The sequence below is a fragment of the Pseudomonas sp. SO81 genome (genome assembly GCF_030374125.1).
Lineage (GTDB): Bacteria > Pseudomonadota > Gammaproteobacteria > Pseudomonadales > Pseudomonadaceae > Aquipseudomonas.
On sequence record NZ_CP126126.1, the window covers coordinates 4,212,584 to 4,227,630 of the forward strand.

At 63.8% G+C, this 15,047-nt stretch carries 5 protein-coding genes; 2 read left to right on the forward strand and 3 right to left on the reverse strand.

Annotated elements, in window-relative coordinates; all coding sequences use genetic code 11:
* Positions 1–352: 352 nt before the first annotated feature.
* Complete coding sequence (locus OH686_RS20105; protein ID WP_289534754.1) at positions 353–11,380, forward strand: retention module-containing protein; 11,028 nt, start codon at positions 353–355, stop codon at positions 11,378–11,380.
* Positions 11,381–11,500: 120 nt separating this feature from the next.
* Positions 11,501–11,842: a tryptophan synthase subunit beta gene (locus OH686_RS20110; RefSeq protein ID WP_289534755.1), complete on the forward strand. Its 342-nt coding sequence runs from the start codon at positions 11,501–11,503 to the stop codon at positions 11,840–11,842.
* Between the two features lie 68 nt (positions 11,843–11,910).
* Here the strand turns inward: OH686_RS20110 and lapD are convergent, their stop codons facing one another.
* From lapD to OH686_RS20125, 3 genes are all read right to left on the reverse strand, one after another.
* Complete coding sequence (lapD, locus tag OH686_RS20115) at positions 11,911–13,857, reverse strand: cyclic di-GMP receptor LapD (RefSeq protein ID WP_289534756.1); 1,947 nt, start codon at positions 13,855–13,857, stop codon at positions 11,911–11,913.
* 9 nt (positions 13,858–13,866) lie between these two features.
* Entirely contained in the window at positions 13,867–14,565 is a 699-nt protein-coding gene (gene lapG / locus OH686_RS20120; RefSeq protein WP_354005264.1) for a cysteine protease LapG, read from the reverse strand.
* 71 nt (positions 14,566–14,636) lie between these two features.
* Positions 14,637–15,041, reverse strand: coding sequence for a YbaN family protein (locus OH686_RS20125; RefSeq protein WP_289534757.1), 405 nt, complete (start codon positions 15,039–15,041; stop codon positions 14,637–14,639).
* Between the last annotated feature and the right edge of the window lie 6 nt (positions 15,042–15,047).

Genomic DNA, 15,047 nt, shown 5'->3' on the forward strand with positions numbered 1-15,047 from the left:
AGAGTAGCTAAGAAAAATTCGTCACAAGATTTATGAGAAAAAAGTCTTATGCACTGTGTGAGATACGGCACATTGTTTCTTCCGTAAGCCGCGAAAAACGGGGCCTTCAGGCCTTTTCGCAGTTAAAGCAGATGGTCAAGCGCAGTTTGGAGCATAAGGGGCGGGAATGTTTCTGATGGAGTAGGTTCGGTGCAGTTGGGGCGACACTTTTTTGTCGCATTTCAAATTGGGTTACTTGCGCCGCTCTACTTTTCTCAACTTTCTTCGCACGCAATCCCCGAGTTCGGAAGGTGATTTGGCCCTTTTGAAACGTGTCGACGGTGGTCGGCAGCTGTAGTGCGGAGGAAGGATCATGGCTACTTTGATTGGTGTCGTCAGCCAGGTTGTCGGCGAGGTCTATGCGGTAGCCGGCGATGGAACGCGTCGACCGTTAGTCGAAGGCGATCGGGTGTATGCCGGCGAGCAACTGGAAACCGGCGCGGCAGGCGCGGTCGCGGTCACCCTCACCAACGGTGAGGTCCTTACCCTCGGGCGCGACAGCAGCCTGGGCCTCAACGAGCAGATGCTGGCCGGGGGCGATGGCCAAACGGCCCAGCCCCAGGAGCAGGCGCCTGCCGCTCCTACCGACGGCGATCTGACTGACGTAGAACAACTGCAGGCCGCCATCGAAGCCGGCGTCGACCCGACCCAGGCTGGCGAGGCGACTGCTGCCGGTCCTGGCGCTGGTGGCGGTGCCGGTGGTGCCGGTGGTGCTGGCGGAGGCCACAGCTTCGTGTTGCTGGGTGAAGTGGGCGGCGCACTGGATCCGGTGATCGGCTTTCCTACCGAGGGGCTCAACACCGGTCCCGAATTCCCTGATCCGGAGCCCATCGTTACCGATGAACCCGTAGCGGACTTCACTCCCTCGGTGGAGGTCGAGTACGAGGACGCCAATGGCAATATCTCGGTCGGCCCGGCCATCGTCGATGAAGAGGCACTGGCCGACGGTACCAACCCGGGCAGCGGCGCAGAGCAGGCCAGCGGCAGCATCATCATCACCTCGCCGGATGGCGTTTCCTCGCTGCAGATCCAGGGCTTCGACGGCGTCTGGGTGGATGTCACCAATGGCGGCGTGGTAGTCGGCCAGTACGGCACCCTGACCGTGGATGCGGCTGGTAACTGGACCTACACCCTGACCGACAACACCCTCGATCACCCCAACACCGGCGCCTCTGGCGCTGCCGACCAGGTCGGCGAAAGCTTCCCGGTGCGGGTATTCGACCTGGACGGCGATGTATCGCCGACCGTGCAACTGAACGTGCTGGTCAATGACGACGCACCCATCCTCACCGAAGGCGAGGGCGCCCAGGTAGCCGCCATCGTCGACGAGGACGAAACCTCCGATGGCATCACCGACGGCGACTCGGTGACCAACGTGGCCGCTGGTGGCCCCGGCACCCTGAGCGCACTGGTCAACTTCGGCGCCGATGGTATCGGCAGCTTCGGCCTCTCGGGCAGTGCCACTGCCATTTCCAGCGTGGAAGCCCAGGGTCTGACCTCTGGCGGTACCGCCCTCGGCTACAGCGTCGCCGGTAATGTGCTGACCGCATCGGCGGGAGGTGAAACCATCTTCACCCTGCAGGTGGGCGCCGATGGCAGCTTCACCTTCACCCTGGTCGGCCAGCTGGATCACCCGACCCCCGATGGCAATGACGACGAATTGCTCGAACTGCCGATCGACTTCTCCGGTGTACTGACTGCCGTGGATGGCGATGGCGACTCGGTTGGCACCTTCACCGGCGGCAGCTTCGTCATCGACGTGGAAGACGACGTTCCGCAATGGGCCGGTGGCCGAGGCGAGGGCGAAGAACAGTTCTTCCCGCGGGTCTCCGACCTCGTCCACGAGGATGCATTGACCACTGGCGGCGGCGCGCCGCATGACGGCAACCCGGAAGGTGGGCAGACCACCACGGCCTCCGGCCTGGCCGGGTCGCTGTCGGCCCTGGTCGACTTCGGCGCCGATGGTCCCGGCGACTTCGGTCTCTCCAGCGATGTCAGCTCCATGGACCTGCAGGGTCTCACCTCTGGTGGCGATCCGCTGACCTATGAGGTGGTCGGCAATGTGCTGACCGCCAGCGCGGGCGGCGAAACCATCTTCACCCTGACCGTGAATGCCGATGGCAGCTGGGAGTTCGTGCTGCAGGGCCCGATCGATCATCCCGTCGCGGACGGCACCTTCGATTCCGAGGACCTGCCCGGCCTGGGCATCGACTTCTCCGGCATCCTCACTGCGACCGATGGTGATGGCGACCCGTTGGTAGGCGGCTTCCCGTCCGGCAGCTTCGCTGTCGACATCGAGGACGACGTGCCTGTAGTGGCAGGTGGCGAGGGCAACGAAGTCTCCGGCGTGGTTCACGAGGACGCGCTGACAATAGGCGGCGGGGCTCCCTACGAGGGCAATCCGGAAAGCGGTCAGACCACCACCGTGGGCAGTGCCACCAGTGGCTCGCTCAGCGGCCTGGTCAGCTTCGGTGCCGATGGCCCTGGCGACTTCGGTCTCTCCAGCGACGTCAGCTCCATGGACCTGCAGAGCCTGACCTCAGGCGGCGATCCGCTGACCTACGAGGTGGTCGGCAACGTGCTGATCGCCAGCGCGGGTGGCGAAACCATCTTCACCCTAACCGTCGATGCCGATGGCAGCTGGCAATTCGTGCTCGAAGGGCCGCTGGACCATCCGGTCGCCGATGGCGCTATGGACGATGAATTGCTACCCGGCCTGGGCATTGACTTCTCCGGTGTACTGACTGTCACGGATGGTGACGGCGACCCGCTGGCCGGCGGCTTCCCGACCGGCAGCTTCACCGTCAACGTCGAGGACGATGTGCCGCGCCCCGACGGCGGCGAGAAAAATGTAATCCATCAAGAGGTCCAGGAAGATGCCCTGACCCTGGTCGACGGCGCGCCCTACGAGGGCAACGAGGAGGGTGGCCAGACCACTGTCGCCTCGGGCGATCCGGGCGACCTGCTCGCGCTGATCGACTTCGGCGCCGACGGTCCCGGCACCGTGGGCCTGTCCAGCGACACCAGTTCGCTCGACGCGCAGGACCTGATGTCCGAAGGCACCGAGCTGTCCTATAGCGTGATCGGCAACGTGCTGACCGCAACCGCCAACGGCAACACCATCTTTACCCTGACGGTGGATCCGGATGGCAGCTACGAGTTCGTGCTGAGCGGCCCGCTGGATCATCCGATCGCGGACAGTGCCCTGGACGACGAAACCCTGGCCGGCCTGGGCATCGACTTCTCGCAGATGATCACCGCCACCGACGGTGACGGCGACCCGCTGTCCGTGAGCCTGCCCAACGGCACCTTCGCCATCGATGTCGAGGACGATGTGCCGGTGGCCCGCGAGTTCAGCCAGCGGCCGTGGGTCAGCAACCAGGTCGATGAGGACGAGATCACCGGTGGTATCACCGATGGCGACGGCGTTACCAATGTGGCCAATGGCGCGGCAGGCGCGCTGTACGCCGCCATCAACTTTGGCGCCGATGGTCCCGGTACTATTGGCATGACCGGTAGCCCGGCAGCGATTGGCGCCCTGGAGGCACAGGGTCTGACTTCGGGCGGCGTGGCGTTGAGCTTCACCGTAGTTGGCAACCTGCTGACCGCCACTGCGGGAGGCGACACCATCTTCACCCTGCAGGTGAACGGTGACGGCAGCTACACCTTCACCCTGTCCGGCCCGCTGGATCACCCGGTGGCCGACGGCACCCCGGCCGGCGATAACGAGCTGTTGGCGTCGGGCATCGACTTCTCGTCGGTGATCACCGCAACCGATGGCGATGGCGACCCGCTGAGCGGTCTGAACCCGGGTAGCTTCGTGATCCGGGTGGAAGACGACATCCCCGTGGCGGTACCGCTGCAGTACGACAACGAGCAGAACCCCATTCCGCTGGTCTCGGGCCAGGTGGACGAGGACGAGCTACCGAATGGCATCGGTGACGGTGACAGCGAGGGCACTTCGGTATCCGGCCCTGCTGGCACCCTGAATGCTCTGGTCAACTTCGGTGCGGACGGCCCCGGTGACTTCGGCCTGAGCGACGATCCGCTAGACATCGCCACCCTGGAAGCCCAGGGCCTGACCTCGGACTCCATCCCGCTCAGCTACTCGGTGGTGGGCAACGTGCTCACCGCCACTGCCGGCGGCAACCCGGTATTCACCCTCACGGTGAATGCGGATGGTAGCTACAGCTTCCAGCTGCAGGGGCCGCTGGATCATCCGCTCCCTGGCAGCACCGATGACGACCAGCTGCTCGGTCTGCCGATCGACTTCTCCGGTGTGCTGACTGCCACCGATGGCGACGGCGACCCGGTGGATGGCTTCGCCGATGGCAGCTTCGTGATCAATGTCGAAGACGATGTGCCGGTGGCGCAGAACGACAACGCCACCGTGCTGTCTGGCCAGGCCCAGAACATCAACCTGGTGTTCGTGCTGGACTTCAGCGGCAGCATCGACAACACCGAGCTGAACGCCATGCTCGATGCCGTGCGCGCGGCTGGACAGGAGCTGTTCAATACGGCGACCGGCGCGGTGCAGATTCAGATCGTGGCGTTCTCGGGCACCTCGGTTTCCTTCCCGGCGATCGACAACATCGCGGACTTCACCGCTCTGGTGAACTCGCTCAATCCGCAGGAGCCAGGGGGGGCTCGGCCACTCAATGGCCTCACCGACTTCACCGATGCGATCCAGGAGACCATGAGTGTGTATACCCCGCTGCCGGGGTGGACTAACCAGGTCATCTTTATCAGCGACGGCAACCCCAACGAGCAGACAGGCCCAGGTGGTGCACCGTCGTTGACCGAGCCGACGGCGACCAACTGGAACAATTTCGTCGACAACAATGGCATCAACGTCACCACCATCGGCATTGGCGATAACATCGACGACCCGCGTCTGGAAGACATAGATGTGGATGCCGGGGCGAACAACGATCCGCTGCGCGTCGATGATTTCGACGATCTGGTCGATACCCTGGTGGATCAGGTGATCGGTGGCCTGGTGGGCGGCAACGTCCTGCTGGGTAATGACAACGCCGTGGGCGGTGGTGACGACGACGCCTTCGGTGCCGATGGCCGCGGCCAGATTCTCTCCATCGAGATCAATGGCACCACCTACACCTGGGATGGCACCGCCGATGGCGACCAGCAGCTGACCGACATCGCTACCGCCGAAGGCGGCAAGCTGAGCTTCAACTTCTCCACTGGCGCCTGGAGCTATCAGGCCCCAGACAGTGTGGACGGTGACAAGACAGAGACCTTCACCTACACCATCATCGACAACGACGGCGACCCGTCTACTGCCACCCTGGAGATATATGTCGAGGACAGCAGCCCGGTCGAGGCTACGGTTACCGACGACGCTGTTGCCGGCGGTATACCGGATGGCGATGGTCTGACGGCCTCGGTCAGCGGCAGTGTCGCCTCTCTGGCAGTCGGCCCCGACACGGCGGTCTTCAGCCTCAATGCCGGTGGTATTGGTGGCCTGACTGGCGCTACCTCAGGTGGCGTCGCGCTGGTCTACTCGATCAGTAGCAACGTTCTCACCGCCACTGCCGGTCCGGCCGGCCCGACGGTCTTCACCCTGGAGGTCGGTCCCAGCGGTAGCTACACCTTCACTCTGGATCGGGCCCTGGATCATCCGTTGGGCAACGGTGACGACAACGAGCAGCTGACCCTGAATTTCGCCAGCGTACTCGAGGCCGAAACTGCCGGTGGCGCCCCGGTCGACCTGGCCGGAGCCTTCCTCATCCACGTCGAGGACGATGTGCCGGTGGTCGATATCCTGCCCAACTCGGCCGCGAGCGTGGCCGAAGGGGCGACCTATAACGGCGCCTGGACCCATGGTATGGGCGGCGATGACGCCGGCAGCATCAAGGTGCTGGTAGGTCCCAACGAGTACAACCTGAACACCAACATCTCGCTGGCCAGCGGTACGCTGCGGGTCAACAGCGATGGTACCTGGAGCTTCCAGGCTGGCAGCGGGCTGGATCAGGATGTGATCAATAGCCAGACCTTCTCGGTGCGGGTGCGTGACTACGATCAGGACACCGCGACCGACAGCTTCACCATCCGCATCACCGATGCCGGTGCTCCCACTGGCGGGCAGACCAGCAATGCGGTGGATGAAGAGGGGCTCACCAACGGCATCAGCGGCGGTCCCAATGATGCTGCGGGTACCGACACCACGGTCACCGGTAACCTGGGCTACAGCTTCGGCCCGGATGGCGCGGCACCTGTGGGAGCCTTCACCTGGAGCACGGCAGGTCTGCCGGCGCTGACCTCCGGCGGCACTGCGCTGACCTATTCGGTGAGCGCCGATGGCCAGACCCTGACGGCGGCCAAGGTGGGGGGCGGCACAACCGTCTTCACCGTCAAGGTCACCAACGTCTCGACCGGCGCCTACGAGTTCAAGCTGCTGCAGCCGCTGGATCACTCGGCCCCGGTTTCACCGACCGGCAGCGACGAGAACAACATCGACCTGAGCTTCGCTTACACGGTCAAGGACGATGACGGTTCGACCGCCAACGGCAGCCTGGGCATTTCCGTCGACGACGACAGCCCGGCGGTCAATCTGCTGCCGGATACACCGGTCAATATGGCCGAAGGCACTACTTACAGCAGTGGTACCTGGAGCGGCGGTTATGGTGCCGACGGCGGCGGTAGCGCCAAGGTGCTGGTGGGGGCCAACGAGTACAGCCTCAATACCAACATTGCCCTGGATACCGGCATTCTGCGGGTCAACAGCAACGGTACCTGGAGCTTCCAGGCCGCCAATGGCCTAGATCAGGATATCTACAACAGCCAGAGCTTCTCGGTGCAGGTGCGTGACTACGACCAGGACACCGTGACCGATAGCGTGACCATCAACATCACCGATGCGGCCAAACCCTCGGGAGGTACGGCGAATAACGCGGTAGACGAAGAAGGACTGAGCAACGGCATCGCCGGCGGTCCCAATGATGCGGCGGGTACCGACACCACGGTCACCGGCAACCTGGGCTACAGCTTCGGTCCGGATGGTGCGGCACCCGTGGGAGCCTTCGCCTGGAGCACTGCCGGCCTGCCGGCATTGACCTCCGGTGGCACTGCGCTGACCTATTCGGTGAGCGCCGATGGTCTCACCCTGACGGCGGCCAAGGTGGGAGGCGGCGCAACCGTCTTCACCGTCAAGGTCACCGATGTCGCGACCGGTGCCTACGAGTTCAAGCTGCTGCTGCCGCTGGATCATCCGGCTCCGGTTTCACCGACCGGCAGCGATGAGAACAACATTGGCCTGAGCTTCGGCTACACCGTCCAAGACGATGACGGTTCCACCGCCAATGGCAGCCTGGGCATTTCCGTCGATGACGACAGCCCGGCTGTGAATCTGTTGCCGGATGCACCGGTCAATGTGGCCGAGGGCACCAGTTACAACAGCGGTACCTGGACCAGTGGTTATGGCGCCGACGGTGCCGGCAGCATCAAGGTGCTGGTAGGCGCCAACGAGTACAACCTGGACGCCGATATCGCCCTGGCGACCGGCACATTGCGGGTCAACAGCGACGGCACCTGGAGCTTCCAGGCCGCCAATGGTCTGGATCAGGATGTCATCAACAGCCAGAGCTTCTCGGTGCGGGTGCGTGACTACGACCAGGACACCGTGACCGATAGCGTGACCATCAACATCACCGATGCGGCCAAGCCCACGGGAGGTACGGCGAACAACGCGGTGGATGAAGACGGGCTGGCCAACGGCGTAGCCGGTGGCCCCAACGATGCTGCGGGGGCCGATACCACGGTTACCGGCACTCTGGGCTACAGCTTCGGTGCCGACGGTGCGGCACCCGTGGGAGCCTTCACCTGGAGTACAGGGGGTCTGCCGGCACTGACTTCCGGCGGCACCGCGCTGACCTACTCGGTGAGCTCCGATGGCCTGACCCTGACGGCGGCCAAGGTAGGGGGTGGCGCAACCGTCTTCACCGTCAAGGTCACCGATGTCGCGACCGGTGCCTACGAGTTCAAACTGCTGCTGCCGCTGGATCACTCGGCACCTGTAGCTCCGGTTACCAGTGACGAGAACAACATCAACCTGAACTTCAGCTACACGGTCAAGGACGATGATGGCTCGACCGCCAATGGCAGCCTGGGCATCTCCGTCGACGACGACAGCCCGACCGCCAAGGACAACACCATCAGCGTGACCGAAGGCGGGGTGCCACCGTTCAATCTGATTTTGGTGGTGGATACGTCCGGAAGCATGCTGTACGAGATCGGCGGCAACACTCAGGGTTCGCCCAACCGCCTGGAGCTGGCCAAGGAAGCGCTGTCCAACATGATCGACAGCTATGCCGCCCTTGGCGTGGATCTGGCGATCACGGTGATCGACTTCGCCACCGGTGCCCTGCTGATTCCTCAGACCACCGACCCGGATGTGGCCAAGCTCAACATCCAGAACTTGGCCACCGACGGCGGCAACACCAACTACAACGCCCCGCTGGTCCTGGCACAGAATCAGTTGACCGCCGACCTGGTCAACCTGCCGGACTACGAGCACAGGGTGTACTTCCTGTCCGACGGCCAGCCCAATGTGGGCAACGTGCCTGCCGGATGGACATCCTTCATCGATGCCAGCGGCGCCGAGGTGTATGCGGTTGGTCTCAGCGTCAGCGGCAATGCCGGTGCGATCGCGCAGCTTGGTCTGGTCGAGGATCATGGTGACGCCGTCACCCTGATCGATGACCCCTATGACCTCGATGCGACCCTGCAGGCTACTGTGCCGCAGCCGACCATGGGCAATATGGTGACCGATGTTGACCCGGTGGATGGTGTCGACACCAGTGGTGCGGATGTGCCGGTAACGGTGACCCAGATCAGCTTCGTCGCAGCCGATCCGTCGGCCTACATCGGGGTGGCCGACAGCATCGTCGGCAATGTGGTGACCTTCCTGGTACAGGGCGGCACTACCGGCCCGATCGAGACTCCGCTGGGCGGTACCCTGGTGGTCAACGCCAACGGTTCCTACAGCTATACACCGCCAAATGACGTGCTGGTCGATAGTCAGGAGGTGTTCACCTACACCATCGTCGACAAGGATGGCGACAAGTCCAGTGCCGATCTGACCATCAACGTTCTGGATACCAGCCCGATCGTTGCCAACGTGTACGAGGACGGCCTGCCCAACGGCTTGCCGGATCCGGGCTCCAACGTCACCAGCGTATCGGGCACTCTGGCGGGGGCAGTGGTAGACAGCGCCGGGGTGACCTTCAGCCTGGGTAGCGTTGCCGGCCTTCCGGCCCTGACTGCCGATGGTGTGGCCATCACCTACAGCGTGGTCGATGGGCCGACCTCCGATACCCTGACTGCCAAGGCCGGTACGGTGGACATCTTCACCCTGGTGCTGCAGGCCAACGGTAGCTACACCTTCAACCTGCTGGGTGCCATCGACCATGCCACGGCCAACGGCGACGATCAGGAGCTGAAGGACCTGGACCTCTCCAGCGTCATCGTGGCCAAGGAAGGGGTGACCAACGTCCCGTTGATTCGCGACTTCATCGTGCAGGTCGAGGACGATGTGCCGGTTATCCAGTCCACCTCCAACCTGGTGTACTCCAACAGCAGCAATCCGGGCGGAGCCACCGGTGTGTTCGACTACAGCACCGGCGCCGATACCCGGGACACTGGGCCGTTCAGTGCTTCCGACTCGGACTTCAAGTCCATCACCCTGACCGGCTCCGTGGGTGGCGCGGCAATCAGTTCGCAGTCGGTCACCTGGGTATCGGAGAGCGCCACGACGGCGACCTTCGATATCGAATTCGAGTACGCCCCTAACCCGTCCAACCCGGGGGTCAAGGAACAGGCCGAAGGCACCCTGACCTTCGACAAGGTCAACGGCACCTATACGGTGACGCTTGATGGGCCGATCGAGGGCTTCCAGGTGCTGAAGACCAGCGCCACGCTGGGTATCACTGGCTATGTGCCAGGTGGCAGCACAGTGGATCCTACCAATCCGGAAGTGGCTGTTTCGCAACTGGCTAGTGACTTCTTCGTGCAGTTCCGCAGTTATGCCGAGACGGGCGGAGGAACCGGTAGCAATAACCTGCAGACCGGAGGAGCCAACACCACCGTCTTCGTCAACGGTGAGACCTTCACCCAGACGGGCTCCTACGTCACGTTGTCCAACAGCGCTAATGGAGTGGCCGGCGACACCATCGGCCAGGGTGAGGTGCTGGACCTGAACTTCTATACCGCCAACCCGACCGGCAACCTCGGGGTGACCCCGACCGGCCGTGCCGATGGCATCTTCCTGAAGTTCGACGGCATCAACAGCGAGGATCTGGTGATAGTGCTGAAGCTGGTCGGTGCCGGTGGCGCCACCACCACCAGGGCTCTGGTGGTCAGCAACAGCGACATCTATCGCAACTCCAGCGGTGCTACGGCGCTGGCCGCTTTGGCGGTCTATGGCATCACGCTGGACAACAACGACGGTGCCATCGTTATCGAAAGTAATGATTTCAATGGCGCGGGCGAGAGCTGGCAGATCTACGGTGCTCAGATATTGACCACCGTAGAGGGCATCACGACGACGGTGGCAATCGACTACGACCGTGACTTCAACGACGGTTTCGATGGCCTCACCAACTTCAACAACCAGACCGACAACGATGTGGTCAAGGTCTCCGATATCGGCTTCATCAAGACCCAGACCACCACTGTAGATGCGGACCTGGACTTCCAGGTGGCTGTGCAGGATGCCGACAACGACGCTACTTCGAGCGTGAACCTGCATGTCACCATCGAGGCAGGCAACGTGTTCAACGGTACGGCCCTGGCCGATGCCATCCAGGGCACTGCCGGCAACGATACGCTCAATGGTCTCGGTGGCAACGACATCCTGTCCGGCCTGGCTGGTGCCGATACCCTGGATGGTGGTGCCGGCAACGACCTGCTGATCGGTGGCCTGGGCAATGACCTGCTGATCGGTGGCGCGGACAAGGACACCTACCAGTGGACTGCCGGAAACACCGATACCGACACGGTGCAGGGCTTCGTCAGCAACTTCAACGGCAACGCCCAGGGCGACAGGCTCGATCTGTCGCAACTGCTGACCGGTGAGCACGGGCAGGCGGGTGATATCGGCAACCTGCTGAGTTTCATCGACATCAGCACAGCCAACCTGGGAGGAGGTGCGGCGCTGGATACGGTGATCAAGGTCAGCGACACCGCGACTGGTGATCCGTCGACTTCGACTGAGCAGACCATCGTGCTGCAGGACGTCAACCTGCTGACCCTGTATGGCGGCGGCGAGAGTGGCACCATCCTCGGCATGCTGGGGGACGGCACTCTCAAGGTCGACGTGGCCTGACGATGAACCAGGCAGCCCTTCGGGGATGCCTGGTTAATCGACATCACCGAAGCGGCACTTTTGTCATCGGCCCGCTACCCTCTTGGGGTAGCGGGCCTTTTTATGCCTGGAGGAAGCCACATGGTGTACGTGCAAAGGGATGCCGAGGGGCGCTTGCTGCGGGTGGAGCATGATCCGTTCGAGGGCATGACGGAGACGCTGGCGGTCGAGAGCGACGAGCTGCATAACTGGTTGGCCGCCCGTGAAGAGGTCAAGGAGCGCCTGGCCAGCCTGAAGGACTCGGACCTGGAATTGGTGCGGGTGTTGGAGGACGTGGTCAGCGTGCTGGTGGCAAAGGGCGTTATCCGCTACACCGATCTGCCGGATGCGGCGCGGCGCAAGCTGGATAGGCGGGCAGTGACCCGTGCCGAGATCGAAGGCCTCAGCGGCCTGCTGGGTGACGATGATCACCAACTGATCTGATGCAGGCCCGTAAAGGCAGAAAAAAGCCCGCCGTTATGGCGGGCTTTTTTGCGTTAGCGCGGGGGCACTCAGCCCTTCCAGGGGGCCGGTGCACCGAGCAGTCGACCCATGGCGCCATGGATGCCCAGCTCCTTGAGCACGTTCAACTCGCCCTCGGTTTCCACCATCTCGGCGATCAGTGGCAGGTCGATGCTGTTGGTGGCGCGGAAGATCGCCTCGATGAACACGCGCTTGTCGTCTTCCTTGTCGATGGCGCGAATGTAACTGCCGTCGATCTTCAGATAGGCCAGGCCCAGGTGGGTCAGGTTGCCGATCAGGCTGAAGCGCCCGCCGAAGTGCTGCAGGCCCAGGTGGTAGCCGGCTTCGCGCACCTGCTGGCTGAGTTTCTCCAGCTCCGCCGGCGGCGGCAGGTAGCGCTCGTCCAGTTCCAGGGTCATCAGCTCGCCCTGTTGTGGATGTTCCTTGAGCAGGTTCAGCAGTTTCTCCAGGCTGCCGGCGTCGCGCAGCGTGGCGGCGGACAGGCTCAAGGCGAGCGGCTGCGGGTACTTGGCCAGGTGCGCCAGGCTGTGTTCGAGCATGGCCAGGTCGAAGCGTGCGGCCCAGCCCAGGCGTTCGATCCACGGCAGGAAGCGGCCGGCGGCCACGGCCTCGCCCTGTGGGTCGAGCAGGCGCGCCAGGACCTTCTGGTGCAGGATCTGGCTGGTGTCGGCGCAGGCCGCCACCGGCTGGAAATACAGCTGCAGCATGCTCTGGCTGAGCGCGTCGTCGATCCAGCGCCGCCAATCGTGCAGGCCCTGGCCATTGGTGGTCTGGAAGTCGTCCAGGCGCTCCCAGGATTTGCCGGCGTTGCTCTGCGCCTGGGCCAAGGCCTGGTCGGCGCGGCCGATCACATTGGCCACTTCTTCGCCCGGACGGAACGCGGCGATGCCCATATGCGCCACCGGCGTGCAATCGCTGGCGCCGGTCTGACGCAGGCTCTCCAGCCCATCCGCCAGCTCCTGGGCGAGGCGGTCGGCATCCTCGGCGACCAGGCCCGGGGCGAGCAGGGTGAACTCGCCGCCGCGGCTACGCGAGGCCAGCCAGTCCGGCGCGCCGCGTTGCTCCAGCAGGCGCTTGAGCAGTTCACCGATGCTGTAGATCAGCGAGTCGGTACGCTGGCCGCCCATGCGCTGGTTGAGCCCGCCGAGATCGTTGACGCGCAGGAACATCAAGTAGCCAGACGCGTTCTGCTCGGTCACCGCCAGCTGGTTGGCCAGCTTGATCTCGAACAGGCGGCGGTTGGCCAGGCCGGTGAGGCTGTCCTGGTAGGCCTCTTCGCGCAGTTTCTCGCTGCGCGCGGCTTCCTCGGCGAACAGTTGCTTGAGCTTCTCGACCATCTGGTTCATCGCCAGCACCACGCGCTTGAGCTCGGGGGTGCGCGGCACGCGGGGCAGGGTGAGGAATTCGCGACGGGTGATGGCTTGGGCCTGGCTGACCATGTTGTCCAGCGGGCGCAACTGGGTGCGCAGCAGCCAGCCGCCGAGGATGGCGCTGATCACGCCGCACAGCAGCAGCCAGAGCAGGCTGCCGATGGCGCTGTCCCACAGCTTGGCCAGGGCGAATTGCGGATGGCTGAGCACCTCGACCCGCGCCGCCTGTTCCCAGCCGCGCATGATCAGCGCATCGCCGCCCTGCGGGTCGAGGTCGACCAGGTCGACGAACCAGGCCGGCACCTTGTCCGAGGTGGTGGTGGTGCGCCGCTCGACTATCACCTCCTCGCCGGGGATGCGCACCACGCGGATGGTGGCGAAGTAGCCGCTGTCGAAGATCGAGCTGACCATCAGCTCGATCATCGCCGGGTCGTCCACGTGTGGCGTCATCGATAGGCCCAGTGCGGTAGCGGCGTCCTGGGCATGCGAGCGCAACTGGCTGAGCAGCTGTTCGCGCGAGGTCTCCACGCCGGCGATGAAGCTGCCGGTGAAGGCCACCACGAGGAACAGGCAGATGGCGAGAAACAGCTGTTTCAACAGGGACATAGGCCTCTCCTAACCCTCTCCGATGTCGAAGCCTTCGGCTCGCATCTTCTTCAACAGATCCTGCCAGCGTGACAGCTTCTTGGTGTCGCTCTTCCTGCCGGTCTGGCCTGGCAGATACAGGCCCTCGGCATTGAAGGCGTAGACCGGCAGCAGGTCCTTGCGCTGGGACGCGGGGCGGATTTCCCCGATCAGATTGTCCAGCACCAGGGGTTCTGCGCCGGGGCTGGCGTAATAGGTGAGCACCATGTGCGCCTGGTTGTAGCGCAGTGCCTTGACGTAAGTGATGCGCAGCTTGTCGCTGGGCACGCCCAGGCGGCGCAGGGTGAAGTACTTGGCGATGGAGTAGTCCTCGCAATCGCCGGCGCCCTTGATCAGCGCCTCGACGGGGGTGGCCCAGTAGTCGTTCTGCCGCCAGTTGCGGCTGTCGTCGGAGAAGCGGAACTGGCGGTTGAAGAAGCGATTGACCGCGGCCAGCTTCTCGTTTTCGGGGAGGTTGGTGCTGGTGATGATCAGCTCGTCCCAGGCCTCGATGCGGCCCTTGGCGACGCCCAGGTTGCCGTAGCGCTGCTCGGCATTCTGCAGGATCAGGCCGAAGTCCCAGTTGGCGCGCGCCACCATTGCCAGCAGCAGGCCGAGCAGGGCGCCAAGCAGCAGCCGGCCTGGCGGCAGGCGCTTGGCTCGTCCCTGAATGCTCGGCCGCAACGGCATGGAAATGTCTCCACGAGAGGTGGATGAAGTGTAGGCAGCGCGTCACGTTTTTTCCGCTTTCGCGGTGCGCTTCAGCGGCGGCTGGGCAGGGTCTTCTGACGCAGGATGTAGAGGCTCACCAGCACCGCACTGGTGAGCATGAAGGCACGTGCCCAGGGCAGCGGCACCAGGTAGCAGGACAGGCCGATGCTGGCCCACATCAGGCCCAGGGCATAGACCTTGCCCTTGAGCGGAATGCCGTTGCCTTCCAGGTAGTCACGAATCCACGGGCCGAGGCGCGGGTGGTTGACCAGCCACAGGTAGAAGCGTCTGGAGCTGCGCACGAAGCAGGCCGCGGCCAGCAGCAGGAAGGGCGTGGTGGGCAGTACCGGCACGAAGATGCCGATCACCCCGAGCACCACGCTCAGCCAGCCGATCGCCAGCAGCGCGTAACGCACGCTGCGGTGGCGGCTCTGCTGGATGTCGCGGTGCGCCATGGGCGC

Coding starts and splice junctions, on each gene's coding strand:
- OH686_RS20105 (WP_289534754.1), top strand. CDS start 353: ATGGCTACTTTGATTGGTGTCGTCAGCCAGGTTGTCGGCGAGGTCTAT.
- OH686_RS20110 (WP_289534755.1), top strand. CDS start 11,501: ATGGTGTACGTGCAAAGGGATGCCGAGGGGCGCTTGCTGCGGGTGGAG.
- lapD (WP_289534756.1), bottom strand. CDS start 13,857: ATGTCCCTGTTGAAACAGCTGTTTCTCGCCATCTGCCTGTTCCTCGTG.
- lapG (WP_354005264.1), bottom strand. CDS start 14,565: ATGCCGTTGCGGCCGAGCATTCAGGGACGAGCCAAGCGCCTGCCGCCA.
- OH686_RS20125 (WP_289534757.1), bottom strand. CDS start 15,041: ATGGCGCACCGCGACATCCAGCAGAGCCGCCACCGCAGCGTGCGTTAC.